Here is a 16774-nt window from a genome sequence, read left to right as displayed (position 1 = left end):
GGATACCAGGGTAACAGTGACCCGACCCGGACGCCGTTCGGGCCGCGCGCGCCGCATCTGGGGCGCACGCCGGGCGCACCACCGGCACATCATCCGCCGCATGAGTCACACCGGTCGCACGACCCACCGGACCGGGCCAGCCGGCCGTATCCGTCCGGGTCATCGCGGCTCCTCCACAGGGACCACCCGGAGGTGATCCTTCCGGACCATCCTGCGCCACGCCTCCGCGATGCACGGCATTTCCGCCGAATTGCGGCGCCACACCGGGCGGCGCCCGCGTGCTTCGCCCCTTTCGTCCGTCGTAAGCTGCTCGGACGCATCGCCGACAGCACGAGCACGCGGAGGGCGTGGGAGGGTCAGGACGCTCCCGGTCCCCGATGCGCGACCGGACCTCCCCGTATTGCAGCTCCTCCCCACCCACTCCAGGGGCTCGACCGAGCCCCGCGCGGACACTCCAGCAAGGCCTGCCACCACCCCCCGGCAGACCGGACGTCCCGGGGTGGACCTCCGGCCCCGCAGACCCGCTCCCTCGTCTCGCCGATGCCCTGACCACATTGCGAACTGGAGATCCACGTGGCCGGCCGTATCGAGGACTACGCACTCATCGGGGACATGCAGACCGCCGCCCTGGTCAGCAGGGACGGGGCGGTGGACTGGCTCTGCCTGCCCCGCTTCGACTCGCCGGCCGTGTTCGCCGGCCTGCTGGGCACCGATGAACACGGCTTCTGGCGGATCGGCCCCGCCGAAGCCGTCCTGACCGAGGTCCCCGCGCCCGCCACGGCCACCGCCCCCACCACCGGGGGCCGGGTCCGCCTCGCCGACACCGCCGACCTCCGGGTGCCGCCGCCCACCGCCGCCGCCCCCGCGGTGCCCGCCGACCGCCGCCGCTACCGGGGCGACTCGCTGATCCTGGAGCAGGAGTGGGACGCCCAGGGCGGCACCGTCCGGGTGATCGACTTCATGCCGCCGCGCCCGCTGGCCGGCAAGGACGCCGTCCCCCAGGTGATCCGGATCGTCGAGGGCGTGGCCGGCACCGTCCGGATGCGCTCGGCGCTGCGGATGCGCTTCTCGTACGGCCGCATCGTGCCCTGGGTGCACCGCGTCGAGCAGGCCGACGGCACCCACCGCACCGTCGCCATGGCCGGACCCGACTCCGTCTGGCTGGACGGCGTCTCGGAGACCTACGGCCGCAACCTCACCACCTACGCCGACTTCACCGTCACAGCAGGCGAGCGGATCGCCTTCGCCCTCACCTGGCAGGCCTCCCACCTGGACGCGCCCCGGACCCCGGACGCCGAGGTGATGCTCGACGCCACCGCCGACTTCTGGCACGAGTGGGCCGACCAGTGCACCTACCAGGGCCCCTACCGCGAGGCCGTGGTCCGCTCCCTGATCACCCTCAAGGGCCTCACCTACGCCCCCACCGGCGGCATCGTCGCCGCCCCCACCACCTCGCTGCCCGAGGACATCGGCGGCGAGCGGAACTGGGACTACCGCTACACCTGGCTGCGCGACGCCGCGATCACCCTCTCCTCCCTGCTGCGCACCGGCTACCGTGACGAGGCCAAGGCCTGGCGCGAGTGGCTGCTGCGGGCCGTCGCCGGGGACCCGGAGAACCTGCAGATCATGTACGGCATCGCCGGCGAGCGCGAGCTCACCGAGTCCTCGTTGGACTGGCTGCCCGGCTACGAGGGCTCGCAGCCCGTCCGGGTCGGCAACGGCGCCGCCGGGCAGCTCCAACTCGACGTCTACGGCGAGGTGGTGGAGGCCCTCCACCTGGCCCACATGACCGGCCTGGTCCGCAACGACCACGCCCACCACCTGCAGCTGCGCCTGATCGAGTACCTGGAGGAGCACTGGCAGGAGCCGGACGAGGGCATCTGGGAGGTGCGCGGCCCGCGCCGGCACTTCGTCCACTCCAAGGTGATGGCCTGGGTCGCGGTCGACCGCACCATCAAGCTGCTGGAGCAGACCCCCGAGGACGCCCCCGCCGACGGTCACCTGGAGCGCTGGCGCGAGCTGCGCGAGACCATCCACCGGGACGTCTGCGAGAAGGGCTACGACCCGGAGCGCAACACCTTCACCCAGTACTACGGCGGCAAGGAGCTGGACGCCTCACTGCTGCTCATCCCCCAGGTCGGCTTCCTGCCGCCGGACGACAAGCGCGTGATCGGCACCATCGAGGCGATCCAGCGCGAACTGTCCACCGAGGACGGCTTCGTGCTGCGTTACCCGACCCACGACGAGTCGGGCAACAACGTGGACGGCCTCTCCGGCCACGAGGGCGCGTTCCTGGCCTGCTCGTTCTGGCTGGCCGACGACCTCGCCATGATCGGCCGGGTGCAGGAGGCCCGCGACCTCTTCGACCGGCTGCTGTCGCTGCGCAACGACCTGGGCCTGCTCGCCGAGGAGTGGGACCCGCGCCTCAAGCGCCAGGTCGGCAACTTCCCGCAGGCCTTCAGTCACGTCCCGCTGATCGACACCGCCCTGCGGCTGACCGCGTGCGGCGCCGCGTACCTGTCCGCCCAGCCGGACGGCCGGGCCGCCGACCGCGTCGAGCAGGCGACGGTCTGACGCACCGGAGCCGGCCCGGAGCGTGCCCTCGGCGTGCTCGGAGCCGCCTCGGGACGGGCTGGGGGCAGGGCCCTAACTGCGCTGCACCAGCTCGTCGTAGGTGCTGAGCACCTGGGCGACGGTGGCGGCCTCGTCCGGCCAGGTCTCGGCCTGCTGCCGGCCGGCCGCCACCAGCGCCTCGCGGCGGGCCGGGTCGGACAGCAGCCCGCGCACCGCGCCGCCGATCGCGGACGGGTCGCCGGAGGGCACCAGCACGGCGGCGTCACCGACCAGTTCGGGGATGCCGCCGACGGCGGTGGCGACCACCGGCACGCCGGCCCGCATCGCCTCCTGCACCACCAGCGAGCGGGCCTCCCAGCGGCTGGGGACCACCACCACGTCGGCGGCGGCCAGCAGGTCGGGCACGTCGGTGCGGTAGCCGAGCAGCCGCACCGGGAGCTTCTCGGCGGCCGCCCGCTCACGCAGCGGGCCCGCCTCCGGGCCGTCCCCGGCGAGCAGGACCAGCGGCTCGGGGTCCAGCGCGGCCAGCTCCCGGGTGGCGTCCAGCAGCAGCCCGAAGGCCTTCTGCGGGACGAGCCGGCCCACCGCCAGCACCAGCGGGCGGTCCGGGCCCCCGCCGAGCAGCGCGGCGCGCGCCTCGGCCCGGCCGAGCCGGCCCTCGGGCATCGGCGGGGCGGCCACCGGGCCCAGCCGGGCGTCGGTGGCGCCCAGTTCGCGGGCCCGGGCGACCAGGTCGGAGGAGGCCCCGAGGACCAGGTCGGCGGCGCGCGCGACCCGGCGCTCCATCAGCCGCTGCAGCCGGCGCTCCATGCCGGTGGCCAGCAGCGCGTGGTGCGAGGTGACCACCAGCGGGGTCTCCGGGCGCAGGCCCGGGAACCGGCCGGCGGTGCGCAGCGCGAGGTCCGAGAGCAGCCCGGCGCGCAGCCCGTGGGCGTGGACCACGTCCGCGCCGGTGAAGGCCCGGCGCAGCTCGCCGATCGCGGTGGCGTCGCTGCGGGCGCCCGCGGTGGGGGTGATGTCGACGGTGTGGAACCTGGCGCCCGTGCGGGAGAAGCCGAACAGCGCCTCCGTGCCGGCCGGCGCGCAGACCGTGACGATCACCCCGTGCGCGACCAGGCCCTGGGCCAGGGAGCGCACGTGCGCACCGATGCCGCCGGTGCTGGCGGCCAGGACGAGTACCACGTGCAGCTGCCCCGGTTCCGGGGCGGCCGCGGTGGCCCGGGCGGCGGAATGGTCCACGTCGTCTCGCATCCGACTCGATCAGGTTCGCGCGCCGCTTCGCGAGGATTGCCCGCCGGGCGGCGCTCGGGGCTGGGAAGCCAGTGTCCAGCGGCCACCATGCCAGGTCGGCGGCCCTCTTGGACAGTCGGCGCCACCGGGGCGCGTCGCCGACGGTCCGCGGGGCCGCCGGCGCCGGCTACCGGTGGCGCGGGGCCCGGGCGGCGGCCAGCAGTTCCTCGGCGTGGGCACGGCCCAGCTCCGAGTCCTCCAGGCCCGCCAGCATCCGGGAGAGTTCGCGCACCCGCTCCTCGTCGTTCAGCACCTTGACCCCGCTGCGGGTCACGGTGCCGTCGTTGGTCTTCTCCACCACGAGGTGCCGGTCCGCGAACGCGGCGACCTGCGGGAGGTGGGTGACCACCACGACCTGGGCGGACTCGGCCAGCTTGGCCAGCCGGCGGCCGATCTCGACCGCGGCCTTGCCGCCGACGCCCGCGTCCACCTCGTCGAACAGGTAGGTCGGGACGGGGTCGGCGCCCGCGAAGACCACCTCGACGGCGAGCATGACCCGGGACAGCTCACCGCCGGAGGCGCCCTTGGCGATCGGGCGGGGCTGGGCGCCCGGGTGCGGGGCGAGCAGCACCTCGACCTCGTCCACGCCGTGCGGGCCGTACGCGACGGTGCGGCCGCCGACCTCGATCCCGCCGAGGTCGTCGACCTGGCTGATCGAGAAGGTCACCCGGGCGTGCGGCATGGCGAGTTCGGCGAGTTCGGCGGACACGGCCGCGGCGAAGCGCCCGGCCGCGGCCTGCCGGGCGGCCGACACCTCGGCCGCGAGCTCGGCCAGCTCGGCCCGCAGTTCGGTCTCGCGGGCGCCGAGCTCGTCGATCCGGTCGTCGTCGCCGTCGAGTTCGGCGAGCCGTACGGCCCCGGCCTCGGCCCAGGCGATCACCTCGGCGAGGGTGTTCTCCTCGCCGCCGTACTTGCGCAGCAGCTGGGCGAGCACGGCCCGGCGGTCCTCGACGGCGGCCAGGCGCACCGGGTCGGCGTCCAGGTCGTCCGCGTAGCCGGCCAGGTCGCCGGCCACGTCGGCGAGCAGGTAGCCGACCTCGTTGAGGCGGTCGGCGAGGGCGGCCAGGCGCTCGTCGTGGTGGCGCACGGCCTCCAGGGCGCGACGGGACTGCCCGAGCAGGGTGCCCGCGTCCAGGGCCTCCGGGTCGGCCGGGTCGCCGGCCAGTGCGGCGTGTGCGAGGGCGGCGGCGGAGGACAGCGCGTCGGCGTGGCCGAGCCGCTCGGCCTCGGCCGCGAGCTCGGCGTCCTCGCCGGCCACCGGCTCGGCGGCGGCGATCTCGTCCAGGCCGAAGCGCAGCAGGTCGGCTTCCTGGGCGCGCTCGCGGGCCCGGGTGGTCAGCTCCTCCAGGGTCGCGGAGACCTCGCGCAGGGTGCGGTAGGTCTCCCGGTAGCGGGCCAGCGGCTCGGCCACCGCCTCGCCCGCGTACCGGTCCAGCGCGCCGCGTTGGCGGGCCGGGCGCAGCAGGCGCTGCTGGTCGGTCTGGCCGTGCACGGCGATCAGGTCCTCGCCGAGTTCGGCGAGCAGCCCGACCGGCACGGCCCGTCCGCCGACGTGCGCCCGGGAGCGGCCCTCGGCGGAGACGGTCCGGCTGATCAGCAGGGCTCCGTCGTCCAGTTCCGCTCCGGCCTCGACGGCCCGGGCCGCCACCGGGGAGTCGGCGGGCAGTTCCAGCCGGCCCTCGACGACGGCCCGTCCGGTGCCGTTGCGCACCAGGCCCGGGTCGGCTCGCCCGCCGAGCAGCAGGCCGAGGCTGGTGACGACCATGGTCTTGCCCGCGCCGGTCTCACCGGTCACGGCGGTGAAGCCGGGGGCCAGTTCGACCACCGCGTCGTCGATGACCCCAAGATCCCGTATCCGCATCTCGTCCAACACGGAGACGACCATACGAGGTTCCGCCCCCGGCGCGCGACGAGCGACAACGGCGCGCGGCAACTCCGTGCCCCGAAGTTCACCCCTTCCGGCGGTTTCGCGCGGGCTGCGGCCCGGGTGTGGGCGCGGTCACAGGTGCGGTGCACAGGGGCAGGAAGACCTGCACCAGGGGGCCTATGGCCAGCGCGTACGCGACCGTGCCGATCCCGGCGGTGCCGCCGAGCAGCAGGCCGACGGCCAGGACGGTCAGCTCGATGCCGGTGCGGATCAGCCGCAGCGAGCGGCCGGTGCGCCGGCGCAGGCCGGTCATCAGTCCGTCCCGCGGGCCGGGGCCGAGGCGGGCGCCGATGTAGAGGCCACTGGCCAGGCCGTTGAGCACGATCGCGCCGGCCATCACGGCGATCCGCACGGGCAGGGCCGCGAAACCGTCGACGACCCGCAGGGTGAGGTCCATCGCCGCGCCGATCACCAGCACGTTGGCGACGGTGCCCGGCCCCGGACGCTGGCGCAGCGGTATCCACAGCAGCAGCACCAGGGCGCCGCAGATCGTCACCCAGGCCCCGACCGAGAGCCCGATGCTGCGCTGCAGGCCCTGGTGGAGGACGTCCCAGGGGTCGAGGCCGAGGCCGGAGCGGAGCATCAGCGCCATGCTCGCGCCGTACAGGGCGAGGCCGGCGAACAGCTGCGGGACCCGGCGGCCCAGGCCGTGGGTGTCGCCGAGGACGCGGGCCGCGAGGCTGCTCTCCCCGGCGGGTTCTCCGGTCCTCGGTACGGGCGTGCCCGGTCGGGGCGTGGTCGACGTGGCCACTGGTGCTCCTGCGGTGGTGCTGCACCTCCGGTCCGCCCGGCGGTGGCGGCCGGTACGGCCACCCTGCCATGATGGACGAGCCAAAACGGCCCAGCCCAGGGCCAATCCCGAGCAACTGGACTGATATCCATGGCCGACTGGCACACCACCGTCACCCCGCCCGCGCTGGCCCGGCTGCTCGCCACCGCCCGGCTCCCCGAACCGGCCGCCGCCCGCCGGCCCGCCTACCGCACCCTCGCCGGGCAGATCCGGCTGCTGGTCACCGAGGGCCGGCTGCCGGTCGGCGCCCGCCTGCCCGCCGAGCGCGAGCTGGCCACCGCCCTGGAGCTGAGCCGCACCACCGTCGCCACCGCGTACGAGACGCTGCGCGGCGACGGCTACCTGCGCAGCCGGCGCGGCGCGGGCAGCTGGACCGCGCTGCCCGAGGGCGCCCCGCCGCCCGGTGACGCCCTGCACCCCGTCCCGCCGGACGAGCAGGGCCGCACCCTGGACCTCGGCGTCGCCGCCCCGCCCGCCCCGCAGCCCTGGTTCGGCGCCGCCGCCGCCCGGGCCGTCGAACAGCTGCCGTACTACGCCTCCGGGCACGGCCACTACCCCACCGGCGTCCCGGTGCTGCGCGAAGCCGTCGCCCGCCGCTACACCGAGCGCGGACTGGCGACCACGCCCGACCAGATCCTGATCACCACCGGCGCGATGGGCGGCCTGCACCTGGTCCAGCGGGTGCTGGTGGGCCGCGGCGACCGGGTCGCCGTCGAGGCGCCCAGCTACGCGCACACCCTGCAGGCACTGCGGCTCTCCGGCGCCCGCCTGGTCCCGGTGCCCTTCGCGTACCGCCCGGGACCGGACGGCGGGCCGGCGCCGCGGTGGGACGCGGAGGAGTGGCAGCGGGTGCTGCGCGGCGCCGCGCCCAGGCTCGCCTACGTGATCCCGGACTTCCACAACCCGACCGGCGCGCTGATCGGCGAGGAGCAGCGCCGCGAGCTGCTGGCCGCCGCCCGGGCCGCCGGGAGCATCGTGCTGGTCGACGAGACCACCGCCGAACTCGGCTGGGGCGTACCGGAGTCCGTGCCGCTGCCGCGCCCGGTGGCCGCGCTGGACCGGTCCGCCCAGGTGGTCACCGTCGGCTCGGCCGGCAAGCTCCTGTGGGGCGGCCTGCGGATCGGCTGGGTCCGGGCCGCGCCCGCGCTGGTGCGCCGACTGGCCGGCGAGCGGGTCTACAGCGACGTCGGCACCCCGGTGCTGGACCAGCTGATCGCCGCCGAACTGCTGGGCGAGCCGCTGCCCGCCGTACGGGCGCACCAGCTGGCGCGGCTGCGGGCCACCGCGCACGCCTTCGCCGCCGCGCTGCCGGAGCAGCTGCCGGACTGGAGCTTCCCGATGCCGACCGGCGGGCTCGCGCTGTGGGTCTCCACCGCCGGCCTGTCCGGCGCGGCGCTGGCGCAGGCCGGGGAGCACGGCGGGGTGCGGGTCGCCTCGGGCAACCGCTTCGGCTCGGACGGCGCGTTCGAGCACCACATCCGGATCCCGCTCACCGTGCCCGCCGCGACCGTGCCGGCCGCCGTCGGCCGCCTGGCCGCGGTCGCCGCCCGCGCGGCGGCGGGCGGGCGGCTCGGCCCGACCGACGAGGCCCAGCCGCTGGCGGTCTGACGGACCGTCCGCGGCCGGGCCGGAGCCGGACCGGCGGTGCGGTCCGGCCGTGCGCTCCTAGTGGTGGTTCGCCCGGCCGCGCCAACCCGTCACCGGCAGCGCGAACTTGGCCACCAGCCGGTCGGTGAACGGCGCCCGGTGCAGTCTGGCCAGCCGCACCGGGGTCCGGCCCCGGCGGACCTCCACCCGTGCCCCGGCGGGCAGTTCGACCGAGCGCCGCCCGTCGCACCAGAGCACGCCGTGCGGCGTCTTCGGCTGCACCTCGACGGCCAGCACCGACTCGGGCGAGGTCACCAGCGGGCGGGCGAACAGCGCGTGCGCCGAGATCGGCACCATCAGCAGCGCCTCCACCTCGGGCCACACCACCGGCCCGCCGCCGGAGAACGCGTACGCGGTGGAGCCGGTCGGCGTGGCGCACACCACGCCGTCGCAGCCGAAGTTGGAGACCGGGCGGCCGTCCACCTCGGTCACCACCTCCAGCATCCGCTCCCGGGACGCCTTCTCGATCGAGGCCTCGTTCAACGCCCAGTCCTCGTGCACCACGTCGCCGTTGGTTCGGACGATGACGTCGATCGTCATCCGCTCCTCGACCTCGTAGTCCGCGTCGACCACCCGCTCGACCACCACGGCCAGGTCGTCCCGCTCGGCCTCGGCGAGGAAGCCCACCCGGCCCAGGTTGATCCCGAGCATCGGCAGCCCGTGCGAGCGCGCCAGCTCGGCCCCGCGCAGCAGCGTCCCGTCCCCGCCAGCCACCAGGATCAGCTCGCAGCCGTCCGCCGCCCCGGGGCCCTCGGCCACCTTCTCGACGCCGTCCGGCAGGTCCAGGTCGACCGCCTCGGCCTCCAGCAGTCTGATCCGGAGCCCGGACTTCAGCAGCCCGTGCACCAGGCCCTCGACGCTGCGCAGCGCCGCCTCCCGGCCGGTGTGCGCGATCAGGAAGACCGTACGTTCTTCATCGCTCATGCCGCTGCCCTCTCCCTCACGCCTGCCGGGTCTCTCATGGCCCCGGTGCGGCCGCCATACAGCATGACGGGCCGGACGTCCGCTGAGCACCCTACCGGGGCCCCTCCGCCACGGCCCGGTCCGCGTCCGCGGGGTCCAGCTGCGGGGCGTCCCGCCGCAGCCACAGGAAGTACTCCACGTTGCCCGACGGTCCCGGCAGGGGGCTCGCGGTGACGGCGCGCACGCCCAGCCCGAGCTCCCACGCCTGCCCGGCGACCTGGCGCACCATCTCGGCGCGCAGCTCCGGGCTGCGCACCACCCCGCCGCTGCCCAGGCGCTCCTTGCCGATCTCGAACTGCGGCTTGACCATCAGCACCAGGTCGGCGTCCTCGGCCGCGCAGGAGGCGAGCGCCGGGAGCACCAGGCCCAGCGAGATGAACGACAGGTCGCCCACCACGAGGTCCACCGGGGTGCCGCCGATGAGGTCCAGGGTCAGCTCACGCACATTGGTGCGGTCCATCACGGTGACCCGCTCGTCGCTCTGCAGCGACCAGGCGAGCTGCCCGTACCCGACGTCCACCGCCAGCACGCGGGCCGCCCCGGCGCGCAGCAGCACGTCGGTGAACCCGCCGGTGGACGCACCGGCGTCCAGCGCCCGGCGGCCCTCGACCACCAGGCCCTGCGGCACGAAGGCGGCGAACGCCCCGGCGAGCTTGTGGCCCCCGCGCGAGACGTAGTCGGGGTCGTTCTCGTCCTTGGCCACCACGACCGCCGCCGAGGTCTCCACCTGGGTTGCCGGCTTGGTCGCGGTGGTGCCGCCGACGGTCACCCGGCCGGCCGCGATCAGCTCGGACGCGTGCTCACGCGACCGGGCCAGCTTGCGGCGGACCAGCTCCGCGTCGAGTCGGCGTCGTGCCACTGCCACTGGTGTTTCAGCTCCTACGGGTCCCGCGGGTCATTCCTGGTCGAGCGCGGCCAGCGTGTCGGCCAGCCGCTGGTGAACATCTTCGTACACCGCGACGTGCGCCTCGGCGGGGGCCCCGTCCAGAGCCTCCAACCGGGCCAGTGCGGCGTCCACCACGGGATGGCCGGTGGGCTGCAGGTCGACGCCGAGCGGCTCCGCCCCCGGCGCCGGCCCGGTGCCCCCGGGCGCTGCGGCCGGCTCACTCGTCCCGGGCATCGGGCTTCTTCACGCTGGTGGCCTTGCGGACGGTGGTCTTCCTGGTCGCCGTGCGCTTCGCCGGTGCCTTGGGCTGCGCGGCCGACTGCTCGGCGGCGGTGCCCCGCCCGGCGGAGGCGGTCTTCTTGACCGTCGTGGTCTTCTTGGCAGCCTTCGCAGCCTTCGCAGCCTTGGCGGGCTTCTCGGGCGTGGCAGCCGCCTTCTCGGCCGCGGCCTTCCCGGCCGCCGTTCCGGGCGTCGCCGTCTTCTCGGCGGCGCTGTCCCCGGCCGGGGCGGCCTTCTTCACCGCCGCCTTCTTCACCGCCGCCTTCTTCACCGCGGCCTTCTTCACCGCGGCCTTCTTCGCCGCCGCCTTCCGCGCGGGAGCCTTCTGCGCCTGCTCCTTCGGCTCCGGCGGCGTCGGCGAGAACCGCGCGGCCGGCGGGACCGGCGGGACCGGCGGGTCGACCTCGACCGGCGCGTCCACCTCCACCCGTTCGGCGATTATCGGCTCCCCCGTCGACCGGCCGGACGGTTCGTCCTCGTACTCCCAGCCGCGCCCGAACAGGTCGTCCGCCCGCGGCGCCGGCACCGGTTCCTCCGAGCCGTACGCACCCTCGCCGGGCGACGCCGGGGTCTCCTCCTCGACCTCGCGCAGCTTGCTCTCCAGGTACGCCAGCACCACGCCGACCTTGGTGACCTGGTCGCCGACCTTCTCGAAGACCTTCTCCGCCTCGTTGCGCGCCACCCCGACCGCCAGGTCGACCCCGGCCAGCCCGGCGGTGACCGCCTCCCCCGCCAGCGTCTGCAGCGTCTTCGCCGACGGCGGGAACTCCCCGCCCAGCCGGCGTTCGACCTCCGTGACGTCGACCCCGGCCTTCTCCAGCATCGAGGCGGCCGTCACGACGACCCGCTTGCCGACCTCCTCGACCACCCCGGCGGCGGTCTCCGCCACTCCCCGAACCGTCCTCGGCAGCATCCGGGTGCCTCCCAATCGCCTTCGCGTCGCTCCGTCGCCCTCAGTACCCGGGCCGTTCCGGGCACCCCACGGACGACGCTACCGCCAAAACCCCGCTGAGGTACCGTGGCCCGCAGTCAGCACCGTAGCGACCGGGGGAGGGAGCCGCCGCCCATGGCCGATGTCGAGGAGTGCCGGGAGGCCCTGGAACAGCTCAGCCGGAACATGTCGCAGTCCACCGGCAACGTCCGCAAGGCCGCGTCCCTGGACCGGTCGCTCAGCTGCCGGATCACCGACCTGGACCTGACCTTCACCGGGCGGCTGCGCGACGGCCGGATCCAGGACGTGGTCACCACGCCCGGCCCGCCCGCCGAGAAGGCCGATATCCGGCTCACCATGAGCAGCGACGACCTGGTCGCGATGGTCGACGGCCGCCTCAACTTCGCCGCCGCCTGGGCCGGCGGGCGGGTCCGACTGGAAGCCGGCTTCCGCGATCTGCTGCGGCTGCGCACCCTCCTCTGACGTCGGCCCCGGCCCGCCACGTTCCGCAGGAGCCGGGACCACCGGGCCCGGGCGGGCCTCAGAAGCCCAGCTCGGCCAGGGCCTTCCGCCCGTCCACCGGCTCACCGTCCGCGTCCAGCGCCGCCCACGCCGCCGCGCACAGCGCCCGCAGACCGTCCCAGCGGTCGCCGGACCCGGTCAGCCGCAGCGCGCCGTCCTCCACGCCCGCGACCCGGCCGCCGCACGCGAAGCCGCCGTCCTCGGCCGTCACCGACGCGTGCGGGACCAGCAGCCCGCGCAGGTCGGCCGCCAGGTAGGTCGGCCGGTGCTCGACCGGGGCCGCCAGCAGCAGCTCGGGGGTGGTCACCCCGGTGAAGACCAGCAGGCTGTCCACCCCGCCGTTGAAGGCGCCCTCGATGTCGGTGTCCAGCCGGTCCCCGACCACCAGCGGCCGCTTCGCGCCGGTGCGCAGCACAGTCTCGCGGTGCATCGGCGGCAGCGGCTTGCCCGCCACCTCCGGCTCCACCCCGGTCGCCGCCCGCACCGCCGCGACCAGCGTGCCGTTGCCCGGCGCGATGCCGCGGGCCCGCGGCACCGTCAGGTCCAGGTTGGACGCCACCCACGGCAGCCCGCTCTGCACCGCGTACGAGGCCTCCGCCAGGTCCGCCCACCCCACCGAGGGGTCGAAGCCCTGGACCACCGCGAGCGGCTCGTCGGCCAGCGAGCGGACCGCGACCAGCCCCAGGTCGGCCAGCGCCTCCTCCAGCCCGAGGCCGCCCACGACCAGCACCTTCGCCCCGGCCGGGACCTTCTCGGCAACGACCCGGGCGGCCGCCTGCGCCGAGTTGATCACGTCCGTCGGCTCCGCCGGCACGCCCAGCTCGGTCAGGTGCTCGGCCACCACCCGCGGCGGGCGGGAGGCGTTGTTGGTCACGTAGGCCAGCCGCATCCCGGCCGTCCGGGCGGCGTCCAGGGCGGACACCGCGTGCTCGATCGCCCGGGCGCCCGCGTAGACCACGCCGTCCAGGTCCAGCAGCGCCGTGTCGTAGGCCTCGGTCAGCGGCCGCTCGATGCCGCCGGGGGCGGTCCGTCGCACGGGGGTGGCCGAATCGGTCATGGCTGCGCTACCTCATTCACTGCGTCGTCGTTCACTGCGCCGTCGTTCACTGCGCCGTCGTTCACTGCGCCGTCGATCACGTCGTACACCTCGCCGCCGCACCACGCTGTGCGACGCCGCGCCCACCGGCACCGGGCCCGTCGGGCCCCACGGTAGGCCCGGCACTCACCGGCCCGGCATCCGTCGGCCCTGCGCCCGTCGGTCAGCCGTCGGCCGGTCGGACGTCGCCCTCGGCGCCGTCCGGCTCGCCCCCGGCCCGGTCCGCCTCCCCGGGCGGGGGCGCCAGGTACCCGGGGGCCCCCGGCAGCAGCGGGCCGTACGCGCCGGCCCGGGCCGCCAGCGTCGCCCGGGTCTGCCGCAGGGCCGTCCGGTAGTGGTCGGTCTCCGGCCGCATCGCCACGGCGAGCGCCAGGTGCTCGGCGGAGGTCTCGAAGTCACCCAGCCGGGCTGCCGCGACCCCCCACCCGAACTGAGCGTAGTCGTCCGACGGGTCGGCCAGCGCCACGGCCCGGAAGTTCTCCAGCGCGGCGGCGTACGAACCCGCGTCGAACTGGGCCCGGGCCAGGGCCTCCCGGATGCTGCGGGAGTGCGGCTCGGCCGCCACCGCTCTCGCCAGCAGCTGCTCGGCGGCCGCCGGGTGGCCCTGCGCCAGCAGCTGCGCACCGCGGCGGAACCAGTCGTACACGTCCCCTGCGGGCTCCCCGGACCGGCTCTGCGGCGGCACCCCGCCGACCGGCCCGCCCGACCCGGTCGGACCGCCGCCGTCCACCCGTTCCTGCCCGTCGTCCATGCGGTACCTCGCCCTCGGTCGCGCACCCGCCCCACGAGTCGGCACGGGTGTTCCGATCTCTCAACAACGCGTACCCGGTTACGATGCCCAGAATGAGCACACCCAGTGCAGAAGACGGAGTCGAGACTCCCGAGGGCGGCCCCGGCGATCCCGGGCACGTCGCCACCGCCGGCCTGTCCCTGTCCCCCTTCCGCGGCCTGCGCTACGTCCCCGACCGGGTCGGCGCCCTGGCCGCGGTGACGTCCCCGCCGTACGACGTGGTCGACCCGGGCCGTCGGCTCGACCTGGAGACCGCCGACCCGCACAACGTGGTCCGGCTGATCCTGCCCAGGCCCGAGCCCGAGGACGCCGGCGACCGCCCCGACCGCGACACCCGGTACCGGCACGCCGCGCGGCTGCTGGCCGCCTGGCAGCGCGAGGGGATCCTCGCCGCCGACCCGGCCCCCGCGATCTACGTGTACGAGCAACGGGTCCCCGCCACCGCCGACTCCCCCGAGCTGCTCCAGCGCGGCCTGATCGGCGCCCTCGCGGTGAGCGGCCGCGAGGCCGGCGTCGTCCTCCCCCACGAGGACGTGATGCCCCGGCCGGTCGCCGACCGGGTCGGCCTGATGCGCACCACCCGGGCCAACCTCGAACCGCTGCTGCTCACCTACCGGGGCAACGGCGGCGCCTCCGGCGTGATCGAGCGGACGGTCGAGGGCGAGCCGCTGATCTCCACCGCCACCAGCGACGGCACCCACCACCGGCTGTGGGCCGTCACCGACCGGGCCGACATCGCCGAGATCAGCCGCGACCTGGCGACCTGCCGGGCGCTGATCGCCGACGGCCACCACCGCTGGGAGATGTACCTGCGCCTCCAGCGCGAGCACCGCCACCTGCCGCGCAGCCCCTGGGACCGCGGCATGGTGCTCCTGGTCGACACCGCCCGCTACCCGCTGCGGGTCCGCGCGATCCACCGGGTGCTCTACCGGCTGCCCGTGGCCGAGGCACTGGAGAAGCTCGGCGACCACTGGAAGGTCAAGGAGGTCCCGGGCCCGCTGCCCGCCGCGCTCCAGGCACTCGCCGAGCAGAAGCGCCACGGCGGCAACGGCTTCGTGCTGACGGGTGGCGACGGCGTCTACTGGCTGCTCGGCGAGCCCGACGAATCGCTGCTGGACGCCACCGTGCCGCGCGACCGGCCGGAGGAGTGGCGTCACCTGGACGCCACCGTCCTGCACTCCACCCTGCTCGACCGCACCTGGCACGTCCCCGACGGCCCGGACGACATCGGCTACCTGCACACCGCCGTCGCCGCCGAACGGGAGGCCGCGCGCACCGGCGGCACCGCCGTCCTGTTGCACCCGGTCCGGGAGAGCGTGGTGCGCCGACTGGCCGAGCAGGGCGTCACCATGCCGCGCAAGTCCACCTCCTTCGGGCCGAAGCCGGCCACCGGACTGGTGCTGCGCAACCTCACGCTGGGCTGACCCCGCGCCGGGCCGTCTCCGCGCTTCGCCGCGCGGTGTCACGGGCCCGGACGCCGTGAGGCCCTGCCGTACCCCGGGAAGTCCGGGAACGGCAGGGCCTCACGGCGTTACGCGATCGCTCAGCTCTTGGCGTCGGCCTCATCGGCCTTGACGTCCTCGGCCTCGGCGTCGTCAGCCTCGGCGTCCGCGGACTCGACGTCCGCGGACTCGACGTCCTTGGCACGCTCGGGCACCACGCCGTCGAAGTCCTCGTCGATTTCGAGGTCGTCCTCGTCGTAGAACTCCTCGACGTCCTCCTCGTCCTCGAAGATCACGCGGTCGTCGGCGACGTCGCCGGTGCGCTTCTTCGCCGGGGCGTCGGCCTGCTCGGCCTCCTCCTCGGCCAGCTCCGGGTCGAGCGCGTCGGTGAACTCCACGCCGTCGATCTCGGCGAGCCGCTCCGAGGCGTTGGTGGTGCCGTCGGTGTCGGCCTCGGCCGCCTTGGCGAACCAGTCACGGGCCTCGTCGCCACGGCCGGCCGCGATCAGCGCCTCGGCGTAGGCGTACCGCAGGCGCGCGGTCCACGGCTGCACGGAGCTGGAGGCCAGCTCCGGGCTCTGCAGGGTCACCACGGCCGCGTCGAACTGCTCCATGTCGCTGCGGGCACCGGCCGCCACCAGGCGCATCTCCACCTGGCCGGCCTTGTCCAGCTGCTTCACCTCGGGCTCGCCGGCCATCGCCAGCGCCCGCTCCGGACGGCCCAGACCACGCTCGCAGTCGGCCATCACCGGCCACAGGTCCGCGCGGCCGGTCATCCGACGGGCGGCGCGGAACTCGGTCAGCGCCTCGGAGTAACGCTGCGTCATGTACGAGGCGAAACCGGCCGCCTCACGGACGGCGGCCACGCGGGACGCCAGACGGAGCGCGACTCGCGAGTACTGGTAGGCCTCCTCGGCCTCGCCGTCGAGCAGGCGGGCCACCATCACCAGGTTGCGGGCGACATCGTCCGCGAGGGTCTTGGGCAGGCTCTTGAGCTCCTGGCGCACGTCCGCGTCCAGCTCGAAGCCGGTGACGTCCTCCGGGATCGGCAGGCGCTTGACGGGCTCGTAGTTGCCACGGCGGTCGTCGTAGTCCCGACGGTCCCGGTCGTCACGACGGTCGTCGCCGCCGCGGCGGTAGCCACCACCCTGGCGGTCGTCACGGCGGAAGCCACCGCGCTCGCCACCACGGTCGTCGCGGCGGAAGCCGCCACGGTCGCCACCGCGGTCGTCACGGTCACGACCGTAACCGCCGGAGGGACGGTCGCCGCGGTCGCGGTTGAAGCCACCGGAGGGGCGGTCGTCGCGGCGGAAGCCACCGCGCTCGCCGCCACGGTCGTCGCGGTCACGGCCGTAACCGCCGGAGGGGCGGTCGTCGCGGCGGAAGCCGCCACGGTCGCCACCGCGGTCGTCACGGTCGCGGTTGAAGCCGCCGGAAGGACGGTCGTCCCGACGGAAGCCGCCGGAGGGGCGGTCGCCACGGTCGCGGTTGAAGCCGCCGCCGGAGGGGCGGTCGTCGCGGCGGAAGCCGCCACGGTCGCCACCGCGGTCATCGCGGTCGCGGTTGAAGCCACCCGACGGGCGGTCGCCACGGTCGCGGTTGAAACCACCGCCGGAGGGGCGGTCGTCACGGCGGAA

Annotated in this window: 14 protein-coding genes and 1 pseudogene; 4 read left to right on the top strand and 11 right to left on the bottom strand. The window is 75.4% G+C overall.

Annotated features, from left to right (window positions below; genetic code table 11):
• The first annotated feature begins 573 nt into the window (after window positions 1-573).
• Complete coding sequence (locus tag ACIGG8_RS38170; protein WP_396553197.1) at window positions 574-2574, top strand: glycoside hydrolase family 15 protein; 2001 nt, start codon at window positions 574-576, stop codon at window positions 2572-2574.
• A 72-nt stretch (window positions 2575-2646) separates the two neighbouring features.
• Here the strand turns inward: ACIGG8_RS38170 and ACIGG8_RS38165 are convergent, their stop codons facing one another.
• From ACIGG8_RS38165 to ACIGG8_RS38155, 3 genes are all read right to left on the bottom strand, one after another.
• Window positions 2647-3825 (bottom strand): glycosyltransferase family 4 protein, encoded by a 1179-nt coding sequence (locus ACIGG8_RS38165; protein ID WP_396553196.1) that lies wholly within the window; start codon window positions 3823-3825, stop codon window positions 2647-2649.
• 166 nt (window positions 3826-3991) lie between these two features.
• The gene (recN, locus tag ACIGG8_RS38160) at window positions 3992-5749 is read right to left on the bottom strand and encodes a DNA repair protein RecN (protein WP_350523505.1); all 1758 of its coding nucleotides are present in this window, start codon (window positions 5747-5749) and stop codon (window positions 3992-3994) included.
• Between the two features lie 64 nt (window positions 5750-5813).
• Window positions 5814-6542, bottom strand: a complete 729-nt coding sequence (locus ACIGG8_RS38155; RefSeq protein WP_396553195.1) for a YitT family protein — start codon at window positions 6540-6542, stop codon at window positions 5814-5816.
• A gap of 129 nt (window positions 6543-6671) precedes the next feature.
• On the opposite strand from ACIGG8_RS38155, the gene ACIGG8_RS38150 reads away from it, so the two are divergent.
• Window positions 6672-8189, top strand: a complete 1518-nt coding sequence (locus ACIGG8_RS38150) for a PLP-dependent aminotransferase family protein (RefSeq protein ID WP_396553194.1) — start codon at window positions 6672-6674, stop codon at window positions 8187-8189.
• A gap of 57 nt (window positions 8190-8246) precedes the next feature.
• Here ACIGG8_RS38150 and ACIGG8_RS38145 read toward each other — a convergent pair whose 3' ends face one another.
• The 4 genes from ACIGG8_RS38145 to ACIGG8_RS38130 all read right to left on the bottom strand — a co-directional run bounded on the left by ACIGG8_RS38145 (window position 8247) and on the right by ACIGG8_RS38130 (window position 11245).
• The gene (locus tag ACIGG8_RS38145; RefSeq protein WP_350523507.1) at window positions 8247-9152 is read right to left on the bottom strand and encodes an NAD kinase; all 906 of its coding nucleotides are present in this window, start codon (window positions 9150-9152) and stop codon (window positions 8247-8249) included.
• 91 nt (window positions 9153-9243) lie between these two features.
• Window positions 9244-10050, bottom strand: coding sequence for a TlyA family RNA methyltransferase (locus ACIGG8_RS38140; protein ID WP_350523518.1), 807 nt, complete (start codon window positions 10048-10050; stop codon window positions 9244-9246).
• 36 nt (window positions 10051-10086) lie between these two features.
• Complete coding sequence (locus tag ACIGG8_RS38135; protein ID WP_396553193.1) at window positions 10087-10311, bottom strand: hypothetical protein; 225 nt, start codon at window positions 10309-10311, stop codon at window positions 10087-10089.
• The gene (locus tag ACIGG8_RS38130) at window positions 10295-11245 is read right to left on the bottom strand and encodes a hypothetical protein (protein WP_396553192.1); all 951 of its coding nucleotides are present in this window, start codon (window positions 11243-11245) and stop codon (window positions 10295-10297) included. Before ACIGG8_RS38130 ends, ACIGG8_RS38135 begins: the two co-directional genes overlap by 17 nt.
• A gap of 177 nt (window positions 11246-11422) precedes the next feature.
• Here ACIGG8_RS38130 and ACIGG8_RS38125 point away from each other — a divergent pair, with 177 nt between their 5' ends.
• On the top strand, window positions 11423-11770 hold the full coding sequence (locus ACIGG8_RS38125) for an SCP2 sterol-binding domain-containing protein (RefSeq protein ID WP_396553191.1): 348 nt from the start codon (window positions 11423-11425) through the stop codon (window positions 11768-11770).
• A gap of 58 nt (window positions 11771-11828) precedes the next feature.
• Here ACIGG8_RS38125 and ACIGG8_RS38120 read toward each other — a convergent pair whose 3' ends face one another.
• Window positions 11829-12866: an HAD-IIA family hydrolase gene (locus ACIGG8_RS38120; protein WP_396553190.1), complete on the bottom strand. Its 1038-nt coding sequence runs from the start codon at window positions 12864-12866 to the stop codon at window positions 11829-11831.
• Window positions 12867-13068: 202 nt separating this feature from the next.
• Window positions 13069-13656 (bottom strand): tetratricopeptide repeat protein, encoded by a 588-nt coding sequence (locus ACIGG8_RS38115; protein WP_396553189.1) that lies wholly within the window; start codon window positions 13654-13656, stop codon window positions 13069-13071.
• A gap of 92 nt (window positions 13657-13748) precedes the next feature.
• Between ACIGG8_RS38115 and ACIGG8_RS38110 the strand changes: the two genes are divergently transcribed.
• Window positions 13749-15119, top strand: coding sequence for a DUF1015 family protein (locus tag ACIGG8_RS38110; protein WP_396553188.1), 1371 nt, complete (start codon window positions 13749-13751; stop codon window positions 15117-15119).
• 119 nt (window positions 15120-15238) lie between these two features.
• Here the strand turns inward: ACIGG8_RS38110 and ACIGG8_RS38105 are convergent, their stop codons facing one another.
• Entirely contained in the window at window positions 15239-16144 is a 906-nt protein-coding gene (locus ACIGG8_RS38105) for a hypothetical protein (RefSeq protein WP_396553215.1), read from the bottom strand.
• Between the two features lie 66 nt (window positions 16145-16210).
• Window positions 16211-16774 (bottom strand): annotated as a pseudogene (locus tag ACIGG8_RS38100) (RNA helicase); the annotation flags it as partial.

Origin of the sequence: Kitasatospora sp. NPDC085464 (genome assembly GCF_044541955.1) — a bacterium.
GTDB lineage: Bacteria > Actinomycetota > Actinomycetes > Streptomycetales > Streptomycetaceae > Kitasatospora.
This window is presented reverse-complemented; position numbering and strand designations above follow the sequence as displayed.

What these genes read in the sequence shown, in the direction of transcription:
- ACIGG8_RS38150 (WP_396553194.1), top strand. Translation starts at nt 6,672, where the DNA reads ATGGCCGACTGGCACACCACCGTCACCCCGCCCGCGCTGGCCCGGCTG.
- ACIGG8_RS38120 (WP_396553190.1), bottom strand. Translation starts at nt 12,866, where the DNA reads ATGACCGATTCGGCCACCCCCGTGCGACGGACCGCCCCCGGCGGCATC.
- ACIGG8_RS38115 (WP_396553189.1), bottom strand. Translation starts at nt 13,656, where the DNA reads ATGGACGACGGGCAGGAACGGGTGGACGGCGGCGGTCCGACCGGGTCG.
- ACIGG8_RS38110 (WP_396553188.1), top strand. Translation starts at nt 13,749, where the DNA reads ATGAGCACACCCAGTGCAGAAGACGGAGTCGAGACTCCCGAGGGCGGC.
- ACIGG8_RS38125 (WP_396553191.1), top strand. Translation starts at nt 11,423, where the DNA reads ATGGCCGATGTCGAGGAGTGCCGGGAGGCCCTGGAACAGCTCAGCCGG.
- ACIGG8_RS38135 (WP_396553193.1), bottom strand. Translation starts at nt 10,311, where the DNA reads ATGCCCGGGACGAGTGAGCCGGCCGCAGCGCCCGGGGGCACCGGGCCG.
- ACIGG8_RS38165 (WP_396553196.1), bottom strand. Translation starts at nt 3,825, where the DNA reads ATGCGAGACGACGTGGACCATTCCGCCGCCCGGGCCACCGCGGCCGCC.
- ACIGG8_RS38145 (WP_350523507.1), bottom strand. Translation starts at nt 9,152, where the DNA reads ATGAGCGATGAAGAACGTACGGTCTTCCTGATCGCGCACACCGGCCGG.
- recN (WP_350523505.1), bottom strand. Translation starts at nt 5,749, where the DNA reads ATGGTCGTCTCCGTGTTGGACGAGATGCGGATACGGGATCTTGGGGTC.